Source organism: Vibrio sp. Vb0667 (genome assembly GCF_033391095.1).
Genome location: NZ_JAWPOL010000002.1, coordinates 226021 through 244261 on the forward strand (window position 1 = coordinate 226021; position 18241 = coordinate 244261).

General features: G+C 45.6%; 14 protein-coding genes. 10 read left to right on the forward strand and 4 right to left on the reverse strand.

The window, feature by feature from the left end:
• Positions 1-40 precede the first annotated feature (40 nt).
• Positions 41-739 carry an aspartate/glutamate racemase family protein gene (locus R8269_RS03685; protein WP_042520941.1) on the reverse strand — a complete coding sequence of 233 codons (699 nt, stop codon included), beginning with the start codon at positions 737-739 and terminating at the stop codon, positions 41-43.
• Positions 740-879: 140 nt separating this feature from the next.
• Positions 880-1680, reverse strand: a complete 801-nt coding sequence (locus tag R8269_RS03690) for a PhzF family phenazine biosynthesis protein (protein WP_213906870.1) — start codon at positions 1678-1680, stop codon at positions 880-882.
• A 147-nt stretch (positions 1681-1827) separates the two neighbouring features.
• Between R8269_RS03690 and R8269_RS03695 the strand changes: the two genes are divergently transcribed.
• Positions 1828-2277, forward strand: a complete 450-nt coding sequence (locus R8269_RS03695) for a YkgB family protein (protein WP_005376100.1) — start codon at positions 1828-1830, stop codon at positions 2275-2277.
• 198 nt (positions 2278-2475) lie between these two features.
• Here the strand turns inward: R8269_RS03695 and R8269_RS03700 are convergent, their stop codons facing one another.
• Positions 2476-2952, reverse strand: a complete 477-nt coding sequence (locus tag R8269_RS03700) for a DM13 domain-containing protein (RefSeq protein ID WP_005376099.1) — start codon at positions 2950-2952, stop codon at positions 2476-2478.
• Between the two features lie 195 nt (positions 2953-3147).
• Complete coding sequence (locus tag R8269_RS03705; RefSeq protein ID WP_258476947.1) at positions 3148-5472, reverse strand: FdhF/YdeP family oxidoreductase; 2325 nt, start codon at positions 5470-5472, stop codon at positions 3148-3150.
• Positions 5473-6138: 666 nt separating this feature from the next.
• Here R8269_RS03705 and R8269_RS03710 point away from each other — a divergent pair.
• The 9 genes from R8269_RS03710 to R8269_RS03750 all read left to right on the forward strand — a co-directional run bounded on the left by R8269_RS03710 (position 6139) and on the right by R8269_RS03750 (position 18236).
• The gene (locus R8269_RS03710) at positions 6139-7023 is read left to right on the forward strand and encodes a LysR family transcriptional regulator (protein ID WP_054700890.1); all 885 of its coding nucleotides are present in this window, start codon (positions 6139-6141) and stop codon (positions 7021-7023) included.
• A gap of 53 nt (positions 7024-7076) precedes the next feature.
• A complete protein-coding gene (gene fdhD / locus R8269_RS03715; protein ID WP_017447522.1) occupies positions 7077-7907 on the forward strand; it encodes a formate dehydrogenase accessory sulfurtransferase FdhD in 831 nt (276 codons plus the stop codon).
• Between the two features lie 406 nt (positions 7908-8313).
• Positions 8314-9708 (forward strand): hexose-6-phosphate:phosphate antiporter, encoded by a 1395-nt coding sequence (gene uhpT / locus R8269_RS03720; RefSeq protein WP_021707729.1) that lies wholly within the window; start codon positions 8314-8316, stop codon positions 9706-9708.
• A gap of 138 nt (positions 9709-9846) precedes the next feature.
• Positions 9847-10455 carry a transcriptional regulator UhpA gene (gene uhpA / locus R8269_RS03725; protein WP_005376090.1) on the forward strand — a complete coding sequence of 203 codons (609 nt, stop codon included), beginning with the start codon at positions 9847-9849 and terminating at the stop codon, positions 10453-10455.
• Positions 10455-11957: a signal transduction histidine-protein kinase/phosphatase UhpB gene (uhpB, locus tag R8269_RS03730; protein ID WP_054700887.1), complete on the forward strand. Its 1503-nt coding sequence runs from the start codon at positions 10455-10457 to the stop codon at positions 11955-11957. Before uhpA ends, uhpB begins: the two co-directional genes overlap by 1 nt.
• Positions 11958-11963: 6 nt before the next feature.
• On the forward strand, positions 11964-13304 hold the full coding sequence (locus R8269_RS03735) for an MFS transporter (protein ID WP_053307712.1): 1341 nt from the start codon (positions 11964-11966) through the stop codon (positions 13302-13304).
• 124 nt (positions 13305-13428) lie between these two features.
• A complete protein-coding gene (gene manA, locus R8269_RS03740; protein WP_258476946.1) occupies positions 13429-14646 on the forward strand; it encodes a mannose-6-phosphate isomerase, class I in 1218 nt (405 codons plus the stop codon).
• Between the two features lie 351 nt (positions 14647-14997).
• Positions 14998-16260, forward strand: a complete 1263-nt coding sequence (locus tag R8269_RS03745; protein WP_170896987.1) for a hydroxymethylglutaryl-CoA reductase — start codon at positions 14998-15000, stop codon at positions 16258-16260.
• 407 nt (positions 16261-16667) lie between these two features.
• Positions 16668-18236 (forward strand): DUF1800 domain-containing protein, encoded by a 1569-nt coding sequence (locus tag R8269_RS03750; RefSeq protein WP_054700883.1) that lies wholly within the window; start codon positions 16668-16670, stop codon positions 18234-18236.
• The last annotated feature ends 5 nt before the right edge of the window (positions 18237-18241 follow it).

Genomic DNA, 18241 nt, shown 5'->3' on the forward strand with positions numbered 1-18241 from the left:
TGCTTGGTTTTCTCTTTTTTTGCAGGAAAGAAAGCGTAGATCATTCACCTTCAATTGCCAAACGGACTGCTGCTTGAGCATGGATAGAAGTGGTATCGAGTAGTGTAACATCGGTGTGACTTTGGTTTACAAGTAAGGCAATTTCAGTGCACCCGAGAATCACAGCTTCAGCTCCCTGCTCTTTTAGTTTTTCAATAATTTGCAAGTATATCGTCCTTGACTCCTCTTTGATTTCACCTTGGCATAACTCTTTATAAATAATGTTATGTACTTTAGAGCGGTCGTCTTGATCGGGAATGACGACATCAAGCCCATAACGGTCGGAAAGCCTTCCTTTATAAAAGTCTTGCTCCATTGTGAATTGAGTACCAAGGAGTCCGACCTTTTGAACCCCTTTCTCACGAAGTAACTCAGCAGTCGCGTCTGCGATATGTAGTATGGGGATATTAATACTGGCTTCAATTTGAGGCGCAACTTTGTGCATTGTGTTAGTACAAATAAGAATGAAGTCAGCGCCCCCTTTTTCTATTGAAGATGCAGCATCTGATAGAATGCTTGCCGTTTCTTCCCATTTACCTTGATGTTGAAGTTTCTCTATCTCCGAAAAATTCACGCTATACATACAAATTTTTGCGGAATTTAGGCCGCCTAACGCCTCTTTGACTCCTTCGTTGATCAATTTGTAATAACTAAGCGTCGACTCCCAGCTCATACCACCTAGAAGACCGATAGTTTTCATATAACTCTCCAATCGTTATACACCACCGTGCCAGGGGGGGGGTTTACAAAAAAAATCAGCCACTTAAATAAGCAGCATTCAAGCGTCTTCACTATTGAGCATTGGGTAACACGAAAATAAAATCATTCCCACAAGGACCGCTACGCGATTCTCATATATCCTCGCAATATCGTTACCGCACTTCCAGAAAGTTTAACGTGCTCAGTGCTTAACAACTCTGTATGAACGACCCCACTTCTCTTGGAGGCTTGGAAGCCTTTCAGTTGCTTTTTGTTGAGCTCTTTAGCCCAGTAAACACATAAAGCGCAATGTGCAGAGCCTGTAACTGGGTCCTCATTAACACCTACCCAAGGCGCGAAGTATCGAGAGACAAAATCGGCGTCAGTGCTTGATTGAGCAGTGGTGACGACGCCACGGCCTTTTTGTTTAAGCAGCGCACCAAAATCAGGGTCGAGCTGTTCAAGCACAAATTCATCATTAATGACGATCAACTGCTTATTATCAAACTGACCGTAGGCGACTACATTGGCGGCATCTAGCCCCAAGCCATGAAGTAAGTCTTTGTTAATACTCGCTCTCATATCTAAAGTTGGCGCAGGAAACACCAAATGAATTTCTTCATGATCGAGTTGTGCAGTTAAAACCCCAGATAGCGTAACGAACTCAATCGTATCTCCAGTATTATATAACCCCTGCTCTTTCAGAACGTGCGCCGTTGCAAGTGTGCCGTGTCCACACAAAGCAACTTCCGTCCTCGGTGTAAACCAACGAAGTTGCATTGTATTGAGTGACAGAAATGCCGTTTCAGATAACGACATCTCGGCCGCGATGGCCAACATCGTTTCCTCATCAAGGCTTGACTCTGTGATACAAACACCCGCGGGATTACCTTTGAAAACCTCTGATGTAAACGAGTCAACCTGAAAAATTTTAACTTCCACGAAATATCCTTAAGTTCTATCAAACACGTAATTCTGTATCACGTGATTTTTAATATCTGTTGTTTGAGCGAAAAAAACCTATGAAATTTTCTACCAACCTTATAGGTCTTGTTGGAAGCGCTAACAAACAGGAGAATGTAGTTAATTATGCAAAACGTAAAAAGCCATCATCAATGTGACTCAATTGGATATCTTATCGGAGTTTTCGGCGTTTCTTTAGTCCTAATATGGATTGGTATTTATAAATTCACACCTACAGAGGCCAAGCTTATACAACCGCTCGTTGAAAATCATTTTCTGATGAGTTGGTTGTATGATGTGATGTCAGTTCAAGCCGTATCAAACATCATTGGCGCAACAGAAATCATTGTCGCTATTGGATTAATCGTTGGCCTTAAAAACACACGAGTCGCTTATTTTTCTGGCATAGCCGCCGCAATTATTTTTCTTGCGACACTCAGCTTTCTAATTACGACACCGAATACATGGAAAGTGTCTGATGGGGTTTTGGTGACAAACTTCTTTTTAGTAAAAGATATTCTATTTTTAGCCATTGCGATTAGCGTCATCGAACGAAACAAGCCAAACAGAGAATAACTCTAAATAGTTCGAAATCTTGTTTTTCCAGAACGTAGCCTGAAAGGTGCAAACGACTTACAAGTCGAATGGTTCTGTCAATAACTCTAAACAAAGGCTCTTAAATTTAGAATGTTTAAGAGTCTTTGCCTCTTAATTATGCGAAACAACATCCTAGCGTAAAGTGAAAAGAAAAGCCTTTCACTCTACTGCTAAGGTTTATTGATACTTTGCCGAAGTAATGAACTCACCGAATGTCTCGCACCATACAACAACCGTATTGTATTCAGAAATTGAAGTGCTTTGAGGAACCTCAACAACGAAGTTATCGAACGTTTTGACATCACCAATTAAGCTCATCTCAGATTTAAGGTCATTAAACTCTTGTTCCGTTTCGACAAACTTAGGAGATAGATAGAGTTTATAGTCTGGTCCGGGAGCGAGTTTTCCTACCAACGTAATGACTTCAGAACTCAAATGAATTTCTCCCTCTCCCCAATGAAAAGCATCGCTACCTTTGAGTTCCCTCTTAAACACTGCGCTGTATTCTGCACCTTGCTTGCTCTTAGCAACTTGTTCATCGGTCGGCGCAGGTGGTGCAATAAGGATCGGTAAAGTATAGATACCTATCGCAATGCCAATAGAAACTGCCACTAAGTGACTGATTGTTAATTTAATTATATTTTTCAAGGTCATAAGCATCTTCTTATTAGTTTTACTACTTGAAATTAGATTCAAATCGGCCTTATCTGTCTATTATCGAGCAGCATAATGTCATTAACATTATACACAAGCTATGCGCACTAAATGCAGACTGAGCGCAATTAAAAACGGCTGATAATTAATATCAGCCGTTTGCTTATCGGAAATGTCGTTGTGCCGGTTTGGTCACTATTCCGCTTCCACCAAAGCGATCTTATCGGATGTCGATTTTTCCAATTTGATCGCAATAAACTTAGAGGTTGGCGTAAACGTTCTATCCCCATAACTGTCCAAAGGAACCAATGGGTTCGTTTCTGGATAGTAAGCCGCCGCCTGACCTGCTGGCACATCATAGGCAACAAGCGTAAATCCGCTTACGCGACGCTCTACGCCATCTTCCCATAATGACACCATGTCCACTTTGTCGCCCGGTTCAAAACCGAGTTTACGAATATCCGCTTCATTGATGAACAGCACTTCGCGCATGCCAAATACACCACGATAACGATCATTTAAGCCGTAAAGTGTCGTATTGTATTGGTCGTGTGAGCGCATGGTTTGCAAAATCAAATCTGGCTTTTGGCCTTTTTCGAGTATCGCTTCGCTGATCAACTGCTTCGGCAACTCGCTAGAGCTGAACTGTGCTTTGCCGCTTGGTGTATTCCATCGACGCTCGGCAGCTGGGTTTACCAAGTGGAATCCACCTGGGTGTTTAAGCTTATGGTTAAAGTCGGTAAAACCCGGAATCGTGTCGGCAATCAAATCGCGAATACGGTCGTAATCTTCAATTGCCCACAACCAATCAATTGGTTTTGCCCCGAGTGTCGCATTGGCAATACCAGCAATAATCGCTGGTTCTGAACGCAAATGCTCCGAACGCGGTTTTAGCTGACCAAATGAGATATGCACCATGCTGAAAGTATCTTCAACCGTCACACCTTGTGGGCCCGTCGCTTGCTGATCAATCTCGGTACGGCCTAAGCACGGAAGAATAAGCGCATCTTTACCTGTGACAAGGTGAGAACGATTTAACTTCGTCGAAATGTGTACGGTTAAATTACAGTTTCGCATCGCGTTGTGCGTACGTTCTGTGTCTGGCGTTGCTTGTGCAAAGTTACCGCCCAAACCGATAAATACTTTCGCTTGTCCTTCTTCCATCGCTTTAATGGCTTGCACAGTGTTGTGGCCTTCACCACGCGGGACGGCAAAGTTAAATCGACTTTCAATGCGATCCAACAACAGCTCTGAAGGTTTTTCATCAATGCCCATCGTACGGTCGCCCTGAACGTTACTGTGACCACGCACTGGTGAAAGACCCGCGCCCGGCTTACCAACGTTACCTCGTAACATTTGCACGTTTGCGACTTCTTTAATGGTTGGCACAGAGTGACGATGCTGAGTCAACCCCATCGCCCAACACATGATCACACGTTCTGCACGTCGATACATGCTCGCCACCATCTCGATTTCACTTAAATCAAGACCCGATTGTTCAGCGATGTGTTCCCAAGCGGTTGCATCCACTTCAGCCAAATACTTATCAATACCTATCGTGTGTTGTTTGATGAATTCGCGGTCAAATACCGCTTTGCCACCGTTTTGCAATGCCTCGCGCTCCCATTGCAACAAGAATTTCGCGATGCCACGAAACACTGCCATGTCTCCACCTAAAGCAGGACGCAGGTACGCCGTGTTTGTAGGCTCTGAGCCGTTACTCAACATCTCAATCGGCATTTGTGGGTTTTGGAAACGCTCTAATCCGCGCTCTTTGAGCGGGTTTAGACAGATAACCTGTGCACCACGTTTTACCGCTTCGCGCAGAGGTTCAAGCATTCGTGGGTGGTTCGTGCCCGGGTTTTGACCAATCACGAAAATCGCATCAGCTTCTTCAAAATCATCAAAGATCACTGTGCCTTTACCAACGCCAATGGTGTCTTTCATCCCTATTGCACTGGCTTCGTGACACATGTTGGAACAATCTGGAAAGTTATTGGTACCGAATGCGCGCACAAATAGCTGATACAAAAACGCCGCTTCGTTGCTTGCACGACCAGAGGTATAAAACTCCGCTTGGTGTGGTGAATCCAATTGATTGAGATGTTTCGCGACAAGTGCAAAAGCCTCATCCCAAGAGACTGGCACATAGTGATCGGATTCAGCATCGTATCGCATTGGGTGCGTGATACGGCCTTGGTATTCCAACCAGTAATCGGTTTGCGTTGAGAGAGATGAAACGCTGTGATTGGCAAAAAACTCAGGGTCAACCAGACGATTGGTCGCCTCCCAGTTTACCGCTTTCGCGCCATTCTCACAGAAATTGACTTTACCACTATCTGGCGACTCACCCCATGCACATCCCGGACAGTCGAAACCGCCATTTTGGTTGGTTTTGAGCATAGTGCGAATGTTTTTAACTGCATTTTCACTGCCCCACCAACTTCTGGTTACGGCTTTCAGTGCACCCCAACCACCAGCTGGACCTTTGTATGCTTTTATTTGTTCTTTTTGGCTCACGACTTTACTCCTCGCAGATATACCAGCAAGCAGGGTGCCCGTGAAAACAAGCGCGTTATTTATTGAGATAATGCGGAAGTATTGAAGGGCTTAGTTTCTAATCCATGTATTTTTTAATCCAAATAAGTAACCACTCAACATGCTCTCGCTTGTCCGAGCGTTTACTTATCTAGATTCTTGATATCGGATACCCGCCTACTGTTTCTAAGACTGGCAGATTCAATTCGCATTGTTGCGTCTTGATCTAAATCAAAGATTAAGTCGTTATTCAATATGCGTCCAATTGATAATCCTGACCGAGTGATAAACAAAATCTATGACGAATTTTTCCACTGACGGTCATCACATTCTTAATCAATACAATTTATGAGGTTAATCGTTTTCCCATCCGATTCCACCTAGTTCGCTTAACAAACTCAATAAAATCGGCACTCTTGATAATAGATAATATCTATCACACTATAGATACTTTAAATTTGACCCTAATTAATATCAGGAATAGCCTTGATTCAGATCAATTTTGAGTGTGGTTTTATTCTTGACTTGGTTTTGGTTTTCCATTCCCCAGTTAAAACGCTCCAGCGCTTAAAAAGTACGGTAGTGCTGTGCCCTTTTTAGGGAGTTCCCCCGTACATGTGACTCACAACGCAAGGTTAACAAGCCATTATGGATATCAAACAACTTAAATATCTCATCGCACTTGAACAGACCAAACACTTTGGTCAAGCCGCCGCATTATGCCACATTACGCAGCCTACCTTGTCCATGAGAATCCGAAGCTTAGAGGAAGAACTCGATCTCGAATTAATCCAAAGAAGTCAAAGATTTGAAGGGTTTACTGAAGCCGGAGAACGCATTTTAGCTTGGGCAAAAACCGTCTTAGCCGCTCATGATGGATTGCAAGCCGAGGCTGCTAACTGCCGTGGTCAGTTGGTCGGCTCTCTTCGGCTTGGAATGGTGCCACTCGCCAGCCAAAACCCGATGCAATTGCTCAAACCATTAGCTCACCAGTTCCCTGAGTTACGCTTTCAAATACTCTCCATGACGACCGAACAGATCATAGACCAACTCAATCGCAATCAACTAGATTTGGGAATGTGTTATGTCGATCAAGTCAACACCGCTTACTTCGATGTTATCGAGCTCGACTCGACCAAACTTGGCGTTTTATTCGATGAGCGTCATTTTGATTTTGGCGAATCTGAAGTGTTGTGGGAGTCACTCAATAACATTCCGCTAGGGCTGCTTTCGAAGGGTATGCACTATCGCCACTCAATTGATCTTAGCTTTGTGAGTAAAGGGCTGGTTCCGCAAACCGTCATTGAAAGTAACTCCACCTTTCACTTGATCCAAGCAGTAACCAGTGGCCTTTGTTGCGCCATTATGCCGCTGAACTGTGGATTGGAAGAGTTGAACGATACGCTTCGCATTATCCCTATCGAAGAAGCCGCCGTTCACGCACCGCTAGGTTTGTTAAAGCGAAAACAAGAACCCTTCTCCGCGCTAACCGATCAGTGCTTCGCAGAAGCAAAAAACATATTCAATCGATAACAAGAATCCACACGTCAACTTTTGGCATACACAACGGCTTATGAGGTGATTTCATGAGATGTACTACTCAATCTTATTTTGAACTGTCCGATTTCAATCAAGCACCACCTCAACCAAGTGCGTTCAATTACCGAGAATTGATTGATGGCCGCCCAGTGCAACAAATGTCGCTGGCGAGTGAATCCGCCTTAGCTATCAGCTACAACGGCATTAGCCAAGCGGTCATGATGGTGACGCCAGGCCATCTGGAAGACTTCGTGAAAGGATTTAGCCTAAGCACAGGCATCGTCCACGACTTCAAAGAGATCAAAGACATTGAAATTGGTGGCGATCACGAATCTCACTATGCGGAAGTGGAAATCAGCAACCGCGCTTTCTGGGCGTTAAAAACACAGCGCCGAAATCTTGCCGGCACAACCGGATGCGGCATTTGTGGTGTCGAGGCTCTGGAACAAGCTTTGCCTGATTTAGCACCGCTAACACCGTCTCTTCCTCCGCGCTCCGATGTATTCGAAGGGCTGCGAGACAAAGTCGCACTGCATCAAGAAGCCGCACGTGAATCTGGCGCGTTACACGCCGCCTTATTTGCAGATTTACAAGGCAACATCAAGTTGTGCCGAGAGGATATCGGCCGCCACAACGCGCTAGATAAGTTGATTGGCGCATTAGCCAACAATCACATCGAGCCTCAAAGTGGCTTCGCTATCATGACAAGCCGTTGCAGCTTGGAGTTGATCCACAAAGCCGTTCGCGCGCGTATCCCCACTCTGGTTTGCTTATCTGCACCGACAGCGTTAACCGTCGAATGGGCAAGAAGAAACCATTTGAACCTAATTCACTTACCAAAACACGGCTCGCCGCGTCTATACAGCCCTGCGCCTTAACACGTCAACCTCGCCGAATTCCTAATATTTCTAACAGAGACCTCCGGGTTTCTGTTGTTTGCTTCTCGTTCCCAATTGATACTTAGCGACAAGCCACTATTCTCTCCAACCAAACGTGCTCACCCCTTGTCTGCACTAAGCTTACGCATATTAACCCGCTTGCATTTGAACGCTTTCCAATCCGATAAGAACCCAGTCAAAAACCCATAGATTAGTAAGGATTTTGTGTGACTCTTTTCACGCTTTTCCTCCTTCCTAGGCATTTCTAGGAATTTTTCCTAGCCGATCTAGGCAACCATCTCATGTGCCTCACAAAACCACTCTCTAGAATTCCGCTCAGTCAAAGGTAACAAGAGCGCATAACGGTCTCCGTTGTGTTTCTAAAACAATTACAAGAGAGTTCATCATGTTAAAATTCCTCGAACAGGTGCGGAAGCCGACCCTCGATCTTCCTGTCGAAGTTAGAAGAAAGATGTGGTTTAAACCGTTCATCCAATCTTACTTGGTCGTATTTATCGGCTACCTAACCATGTACTTGATTCGTAAGAACTTCAATGTTGCGCAAAACGACATGATCTCAACTTACGGTTTGAGCATGACAGACCTAGGTCTTATTGGCCTTGGCTTCTCCATCACATACGGCATCGGTAAAACCGTTGTGTCTTACTACGCTGACGGTAAGAACACCAAGCAATTCCTCCCTTTTATGCTGATCCTTTCTGGTCTTGCAATGCTTGGTTTCAGCTTCAGCATGGGCGGCGGTAGTGCAAGCCTGTTCTTGATGGTGGCTTTCTACGCTCTGAGTGGTTTCTTCCAAAGTACTGGTGGCCCTTCTAGTTACTCAACCATTACAAAATGGACACCTCGTAACAAACGCGGCTCTTACCTAGGCTTGTGGAACATGTCACACAACGTTGGTGGTGCGGGCGCAGCGGGTGTTGCTCTTTTCGGTGCCAACTACCTATTCGACGGCCACGTAATCGGCATGTTCGTGTTCCCTTCTATCATCGCGATCATCGTTGGTTTTATCGGTATGCGCTTTGGTAGCGACTCTCCAGAAGCTTACGGTCTAGGTAAAGTAGAAGAACTTTTCGATGAAGCAGTGAGTGAAGAAGACACCGCCGCTGAAGAAAACCAGATGACCAAAAAAGAAATCTTTGTTGAATACGTTCTTAAAAACAAAGTTATCTGGCTACTTTGCTTTGCCAACATCTTCCTTTACATCGTTCGTATCGGTATCGACCAATGGTCAACGGTATACGCGTACCAAGAGCTTGGTCTGTCAAAAGAAACGGCAATCTCTGGCTTTACTCTGTTCGAAGTCGGTGCGCTTGTGGGTACTTTGATGTGGGGTTACTTATCTGACCTAGCAAACGGTCGCCGCGCATTGGTTGCTTGTGTGTCTCTTGGTTTGATCATCGTATCGCTTGAGTTCTACCAGCACGCCACTAGCGAGTTCATGTACTTGGCCTCTCTATTTGTATTGGGCTTCTTGGTGTTTGGTCCGCAACTTCTTATCGGTGTTGCCGCGGTTGGTTTTGTCCCTAAAAAAGCAATCAGTGTGGCTGACGGCGTAAAAGGTACTTTCGCTTACCTAATCGGCGATAGCTTTGCAAAACTAGGCTTGGGTATGATTGCAGACGGTACACCTATCTTCGGCTTAACAGGTTGGAAAGGTACCTTCGCAGCTCTAGATACCTCCGCCATGATTTGTATTGTTTTGCTTGCTTTCGTCGCTATCGCGGAAGAGAAGAAGATTCGACACGCGAAGAAGCTTCAACTTGCACAAAACCAAGCCTAACTTCTCTGCGCGCTTTACTTCGGTAAAGCGCGCAAGATCATTAAAAAGCATGGCTCAATTCAGTATCATTAAAGATTTTTCTATTGGCTCCTGTTGGAGCTTATTGTTGTTAGTCGTCTGCTCTATTTGGTTGTAATAATGATTCATGTTGCTCTAGTTGATGATCACGTCATCGTGCGTTCGGGTTTCGCACAATTATTAAATTTAGAAAGTGATATTACCGTTGTTGGTGAATTCGGCTCTGTCGCCGAAGCGCGAAAAGGGTTGCCTGCGGTACACCCACATGTCGTCATCCTAGATATCTCCATGCCAGATGAAAGCGGCTTAAACTTTCTCAGCGAAATACCAACTGGCATTGCCTGCGTGATGCTTAGCGTGCATGACTCCCCTGCGATGGTGGAAAAATCACTAAAGCTAGGTGCAAAAGGCTATCTTAGTAAACGCTGTAGCCCAGACGAACTTATTCAAGCCGTAAGAACCAGTGCTTCTGGCGGCTGTTACCTCACATCAGATATTGCACTTAAACTTGCAACGCCTAGCGACAACACCACCTCTCTATGCCAACTAACAAAACGTGAAAACGAGGTATGTCAGCTACTTGCCACTGGGTTGGATGTAAAGTCTGTCGCGGCAGAGCTTGGCTTGAGCCACAAGACTGTTCATGTTCATCGTGCTAATGCCATCGACAAACTCGGCGTGAAAAACAACGTTGAGCTCGCCAAACTATTTTCTCAAGAGTCCTTTTAATGCGAGCTTATGCTGTTACCACCATTTGCGGACTTTTTGTTATGGCCTGCGCCTGGTTCTGTTTGTGGGTGATCGCCTACTACTTTGTCAATGATCCCGAGTTGGCGATCTTATTGTTTCCTTTCGCTTTACGATTAGGTGTCGCCCTTCACACTCGCACCGCTTATTGGCCGACGATTTACCTTTCGGAGTGGGGACTTTCCATCGCACTTGCGATGTCACTGGGTCAACCGCAGTGGCTTACCGTGCTGATTGCGAGCATTGCCAGTATCCCGGTCACACTGATTGCGAAAAAATACTACTACGGAGACCAAAACCGCCATTTAGCCGTGATGAGCGCAGTCATTATCATTAGCGCGTTTATTAATGTGATGGCCGTTGGATTTCACGTGCCTTCTGTTTACATGGTATGGCTGGCTAGCATTTCTGGAGGCTTGCTCGTGGTGCCTATGTGCTACCTGTTGTGGAGCTATTTGTTCCAAAGTCGTTGGTCTCCGCTTAGCTCTCTCCTACTTAGTAATGCCGTCGTATTTCAGGTGCGTCATATCGTGCTTTATGCGCTGCTTTTGATCGGCAGTATTTTGGTGCAAACCAGTTTACCTGAAGAGCTAAAACGATTTGCGCCATTTTGTATGGCTATCCCAATTATCGTGTTGGCACTTCGTTACGGCTGGCAAGGAGCCCTGCTCGCCACCATGCTCAACAGCATTGCGCTGATTGCGGCTCGCAGCGGCGTATCAAATCTAGAAATCACCGATTTGTTATTATCTCTCTCGGCGCAAACCATCACCGGCATTATGCTCGGCTTAGGGGTTCAGAAACAAAAAGACCTCAATCACAAACTGCGCGGCGAACTTGCACGCAATCAGAATTTGTCTCGCCAGCTTATCAAAGCGGAAGAATCGGTAAGACGCGATATTGCGCGCGAGCTACATGACGAAATCGGCCAGAACATCACGGCAATCCGCACACAAGCCAACATCATTAAGCGGGTAAATAACACAGAAACACGAGTAGGTTGCGCAGACATGATTGAAGGACTTTCGCTCAACGTGTACGACACCACTAAGCGACTGTTGAGCAAGCTAAGACCCAAAATGCTGGATGATTTGGACTTGAAAGAATCCGTCGAGCAACTGACGCGAGAGATGGAATTCGCCAATCACGGAACAACTGTTCAACTGAACTGGCAAGGCGATTACACCAGCCTGAGTGACACACTCAAAGTAACCCTATTCCGTTTATGCCAAGAGTCATTAAATAACGCTGCCAAGTACGCAGAAGCGCAGTTGATCAATATTGAACTGACAATTGGAGAAGCTGCGGTGTCACTGATGATTCACGATGATGGTGTCGGATTCAAAGTTCAGGACAGCATGAAAGGCATGGGCGTTCGCGGCATGCAAGAACGTGTGCACGCGTTAGGTGGAAAAATGGTTATCTACTCCACCAGCGATCAAGTGATCGGCACACAAATCAGCATTACTTTACCTAAGGTGTAACTCAAGATGTTTGGATTTTTACGTTCACCTAAATTTACTCAACCGAGCCTGAGCAACGAGCAAATCGACCAGCGTTACCACCATTGGCGTTTGCACATTATGTTGGGGATGTACATCGGCTACGCAGGTTTCTACTTTACCCGTAAGACCTTTAACTACGCCGCACCAGCGATGATTACCGATCTTGGCTTAGATAAAGGCGATTTGGGTCTTATCGGTACACTTTTCTACATTACTTACGGCTGTTCGAAGTTTATTTCTGGCACGATTTCGGATCGCTCTAATCCTCGTTATTTCATGGGATTAGGATTGATTGCGACAGGTCTGGTCAATATCGCGTTCGGTTTTTCTAGCTCACTCGCGGCTTTCATTACTCTGTGGATCTTAAACGCGTGGTTCCAAGGCTGGGGCTGGCCTTCATGCTCCAAGCTGTTAACCACTTGGTATTCACGCTCCGAGCGTGGCTTCTTATGGGCCATTTGGAACACCGCACACAACGTTGGTGGCGCGCTGATCCCTATTTGGGTGGGCTATTTAACGTTGCACTACAGCTGGCGTGAAGGCTTTATTCTACCCGGCATCATCGGGGTATTGCTCGGTCTATTCGTTTGTTGGCGATTGCGCGATAAACCCACAACAATGGGTTTACCAAGTGTCGGACAATGGCGCAACGACGCGCTAGAACTTGCGCAAGAAAATTACGGACGTGGCCTCACCTACCGCGAAATTCTGAAATCGTACGTATTTAACAACAAATACATCTGGCTGCTCGCGTTCAGTTATGTGTTGGTTTACATCGTTCGTACCGCAATCAATGACTGGGGAAACCTATACTTGACCGAGCAGCATCACTATAGCCTGATTAACGCCAACGCTGCTCTGTCTATGTTTGAAATCGGCGGTTTTGTTGGTTCATTGGTTGCGGGTTGGGGCTCAGACAAACTCTTCGGCGGTAACCGTGGGCCAATGAACTTGCTGTTCGCGATTGGGATTTTCTTATCTGTCTCCGCGCTTTGGCTAATGCCTCTTACCAACTTTGCATTCCAAGCGGCGGGATTATTCTCCATCGGCTTCTTTGTCTTTGGACCACAAATGCTGATCGGTATGGCGGCGGCGGAGTGCTCTCACAAAGATTCTGCCGGCGCGGCAACAGGATTCGTGGGCTTGTTCGCCTACATGGGCGCAGCATTGTCTGGTTATCCACTGGCGTTAATTCTTGAAGAATATCATTGGACGGGTTTCTTCATCACCATTTCAGTTTGTGCAGCCGTCATTGGCCTTTTGTTACTGCCATTTTTGCAAGCGCAACCATCACGAAAACCACTCGAACCAAAACCTCGGTTGTAAATCGACTTATCGCCCTTAGGGCAAATTGGCGAGTGACCTAACCGCGCTCGCCCTCCTTATTTAACGTATCTCTGCTCAATTTTTCTTCCGATTCAGTTCGGAGGGTTAACTATGGGAAAAATTCATGAATTTGAACACTATTTCATCGCATAGCTTCTTTCAAATGAACAACAAAATCCAAAACTACGCTTGGGGAAGCACCTCTTCTATTCACGATTTGTTTGGCTTTTCTAACGAAACGAATGAGCCTCAAGCAGAAGTATGGATGGGTACTCACCCAAACGGCTGCTCTGAAGTTCAGGTTGAGCAAAACACGCTGCCTTTGTCTGAACTGATCAAACAAAACCAACGCGCTTACTTATCAGCAGAAACCGCAGCAAAATTTGGCGACCTGCCCTTTCTGTTTAAGATCTTAGCGGCCGAACATGCACTGTCGATTCAAGTTCACCCAAGCAAACAAGATGCCGAAATAGGCTTCGAAAAAGAACAAAGTGCCGGGATCCCACTAAACGCAAGCCATCGTAACTACAAAGATCCAAACCACAAACCTGAGTTGGTGTACGCGCTGACAAGTTACCAAGCCATGAACGGTTTTCGCTCGTATGCCGAGATTATTGAGGCATTTAGCCTTTGCGATATCGATGAGCTACGCGCGCCTCTTGACACATTCAAACGCGAAATCAACTCACAAGGTTTACGCGATTTCTTTGTGCACATTCTTACCATGGAAGGAGAAACAAAAGAGCGAGCACTGAAACAGCTTCTTGCCCACGCTTCACATCAATCGAAGCAAGGCACTGACAGCGACGTTTTCCAGCTCATCTTGGATCTATCCACTCAATACCCTGGCGATGTCGGCTTGTTTGCGCCATTACTGTTGAATGTCATCACGCTGCAACCTGGCGAAGCGATGTTCCTGAGCGCAAGAACGCCACACGCTTACATTAAAGGTACGGGATTAGAGATCATGGCGAACTCAGATAACGTTTTGCGTGCAGGACTCACGCCGAAACACATGGATGTTGAAGAACTGGTTAAATGCACAGACTTTGTGCCTAAGCCGTTTAACAGCCTTGTTCTAGAACCCAATGCCGATGGTTGCCAAAGCCTTTATCCGGTCCCAGTGGCAGACTTTAGTTTCAGCATTCTTAACCAACCGAACAATGAAGTGGTTGATGCCAATAGCGCAGAGATTTTGATGGCGATTGATGCCGACCTGACACTCATCAGTGATAACGGTGAGACATTAACCGCCGCGAAGGGACAATCTGTATTTGTTCCTGCTTACGTTGGCCATTACCGTATTCAAAGTGCGGGACGTGTGGCTCGCGCCTTCAACTAGTTTTTGAACAACCGATTCAAACTAACGTCTGACCCAAGGGACTGGGTTAGACAATTTATTCCTTTCATAGATTGAACCATTCCGCTCTTAAGGCACTCATGCTTACACCTTGTCGAATCAAAACACCTACAGGCCAGTTTCTCTAAAAGCCATAACCTCCCGGATCTACCATTTACTCAACATTCATTGTCAAAACCCATTTATGTCCGATAAATTCGTCGCTCCAATATCAAATCACTTGGATAATAAAGGCGCTTGCACAGTGGTATTTGTTGCAAAACGTATAATCAACGTTGTAATCAAAGCCTCAATCACTACAATCTCTGGTTCGATTTTTCAGTTAACGTTTGTATGCCGAAGTTAAACCAAGATAACCCTGTTCAAAGCTCCGCCCTTTCCGATATCGAAACCAGCAGTAAGATTCAATCGGCATTAGAACCGAAGTTTCACAAGCCAGAGAAACGTCTCTGCTTAAGCCCTGGCCTATCGGATAAGCATTTGGCGCGCCGTTGGCAAGTATTGGAACACGTGACCAATAAAGATCATCTCCTTGATCCTTTCACGCAGTCACATCGCGATGCTTACTCCAACAACATCGAGCACTTCATTGGTACTGTTAATGTGCCGGTCGGCATTGCAGGCCCTTTGCGCGTCAACGGCTTGTATGCGAACGATGACTTTTTGGTTCCGCTCGCAACGACAGAAGCCGCGTTAGTCGCTTCCTACAACCGTGGCGCAAATCTTATCACCGCCGCTGGTGGCGCGAGCGCATTGTTACTAAGTGAAGGGGTGAGCCGAACACCAGTATTCGCCTTTAATCACCTTGCTGACGCCGGCCAGTTCGTCAGTTGGGTTGTGACCCAGTTTGACGTATTTCGTCAAATTGCGGAATCCACCACCTCACATGGCAAACTCAAAGACATCAATGTAAATATCGAAGGAAACCATGTTTATTTGGTCTTTGAATACGTGACTGGTGACGCTTCCGGACAAAACATGGTGACCATCGCAACAAACGAAGTGTTCCATCATATTTTGGCGACCAGCCCAATCAAACCAACTCAAGCATTCTTGGATGGCAACTTATCAGGCGACAAAAAACCAAACGCACACACACTGCGCTCGGTACGCGGTAAGAAAGTATCCGCCGAAGTGACCATTTCTGCTGAGTTGGTGGAAAAATATCTGCATACGACGCCGGAGTCTATGGTTCAATTTGGCAAAATGACCACGGTGGGTGGTTTACTCAGCGGGACAATTGGCGTCAACGCGCATTACGCAAATGCCCTTGCCGCGCTTTACATTGCTTGTGGTCAAGATGCCGCTTGCGTTGCAGAGTCTGCCATTGGAATCACTCGTATGGATGTGGACGCTCAAGGCAACTTGTACGCGTGCGTGACCTTGCCAAACATCATGGTGGGAACGGTTGGCGGTGGTACTGGCCTTCCAACGCAAAAAGCATGTTTGGATATTTTGGGTTTGCACGGCAACGGCAAAGCGAAAGCGTTAGCCGAAGTCGCAGCTGCGCTTTGTCTGGCTGGCGAACTCTCGATTGTTGGCGCATTTTGTGCCGATCACTTTTCTCGTGCTCACCATAAGCTTGCCCGAAAATAACCTTTGTTGCTTTGTACAAGAGAACATCCGTGTGGTTTTCTCTTGTGCAAACCAATGGACTTTATTTATTGGCTCAATAATTTCTTGAAACTAACTTAAGCCTTAACAAACATACCAATCTCTTGTTAACAGTACTTTAGCTGTCCCCCTTCTATATCCATTGCGATATCTCTGCTTGTTACTCTTCATTGGCCATATTTAATATCAGTATCTTAGAAAAAATAGCATCAAAAACTTCTAGCACTATAGTACCAAATTCATCGTTTGAGTTTTTTGTTCACCACTTATAGCTACTATACTCGCCTATGCAGCTGCTTGATTTTCATAAATTTACTAAACAGCTCAAAAGAGCTTAATAACTCCCGTTAAATGGACTTAAATCGTTACTTCGGGTAAGCGAGTTAACTATGAGACGTCAGAAGCTAAATAAAATCTCTGCTTGGGTACTAGGATTGGCTATCTTATTGCTGAGCCATGTGCCTAATGTATCAGCACAAATACAGCAATCCCCATCCGATCAAACCGTTGCGCGTTTTCTCTATCAAACCTCTTTTGGACCAACACCTGCATTAATTAATGAGGTTAGGGAAAACGGGTTAGAGGACTGGATACAGAAACAAATCAACCTGCCAGCAACCTACCATCAACCACTTTATCAAACGCCTTTTTCTAAAGGTCTACAGTCAAACCGAGAAAATGCTTGGTATCAAATTGTTGTTACTGCTGAGGATCAGCTTAGGCAGCGAACGGCTTATGCATTGAGTCAGATCCTAGTCGTTTCTCGTTATGGCGGCGTTCTTTCCAGCAAACCTACAGGGTTAGTGAATTACTACGATCTGTTGGTTGAGCATGCGTTTGGCAACTACCGAGACCTGTTGTATGACGTTTCCATCCATCCAGTCATGGGGAGCTATTTGTCTATGCTCGGTAGTGCAAAAGAAAATAGTGCGACAGGAACGCTTCCCGATGAGAACTTTGCTCGAGAGTTAATGCAGTTATTCACTATCGGTTTGTATGAACTCAATTTAGATGGCAGTAAAAAGCTAAACCACGCAACAGGCAAACCTATCCCCACGTACAATCAAACTGATATTCAAGAGCTCGCGCGAGCATTAACTGGATGGAAAAATTCCGACATCGCATTCGTGAAACCGATGCGAGTTATCAGTCAAAGACACGACACCGGCGAGAAGCGATTTCTAGGGAACGTGATCCCATCGGGTCTAACCGCACAAGAAGAGCTTTCAAAAGTGATTGATGTGTTGATGTCTCACCCAAATGTTGCTCCATTTGTTTCAAAGTTACTTATCCAACGTTTGGTCAGTTCAAATCCAAGCCCAGAGTACGTCGCGCGTGTTGCTACGATATTTAACAACAATGGGGAAGGAGAAAAAGGCGATCTAACCGCCGTTGTTCGAGCCATATTGCTCGACCCTGAAGCATTAGGGATGACGGATACCCCGCCTATAAAAGTGAAAGAACCGATACTGGTCCTGACTAATTTTCATCGAGCATCAGGTTTTACGGTTAAAGGATCACGTTACGAAGACGCAACAACGATGATGAACATCGCTAATCAAGGGCCGCTTCGTTCTCCTTCCGTGTTTAATTTTTACTCTCCAGACTATCAGCCGTCTAACGAGTTTGCGGAGTCTGGTATTAACTCTCCAGAGTATGAACTTCTCAATTGGTCTGTTTATACCGATTTGGTCAACTATATGTTAACCAGCACTCGTAGAGGAGGTGGTGATTCCTACCACTTCGATCTTAACGAGTTTTATCTTCTTCTGGACGATCACCGTGCCTTAGTCGAATTGGTTAACGAGCGTTTCTTTGCTGGAACGGCTTCTGCTGAATTGAAAGAGCTCATGCTCACCGCCCTGAATGATTATCGTGGGGACTATGTGCCAACAACAAAACTCGCTCTAGTGATATTTACCGCCATTTCTGGCGACGAATTCTATATTCAGGATTAGGAGTG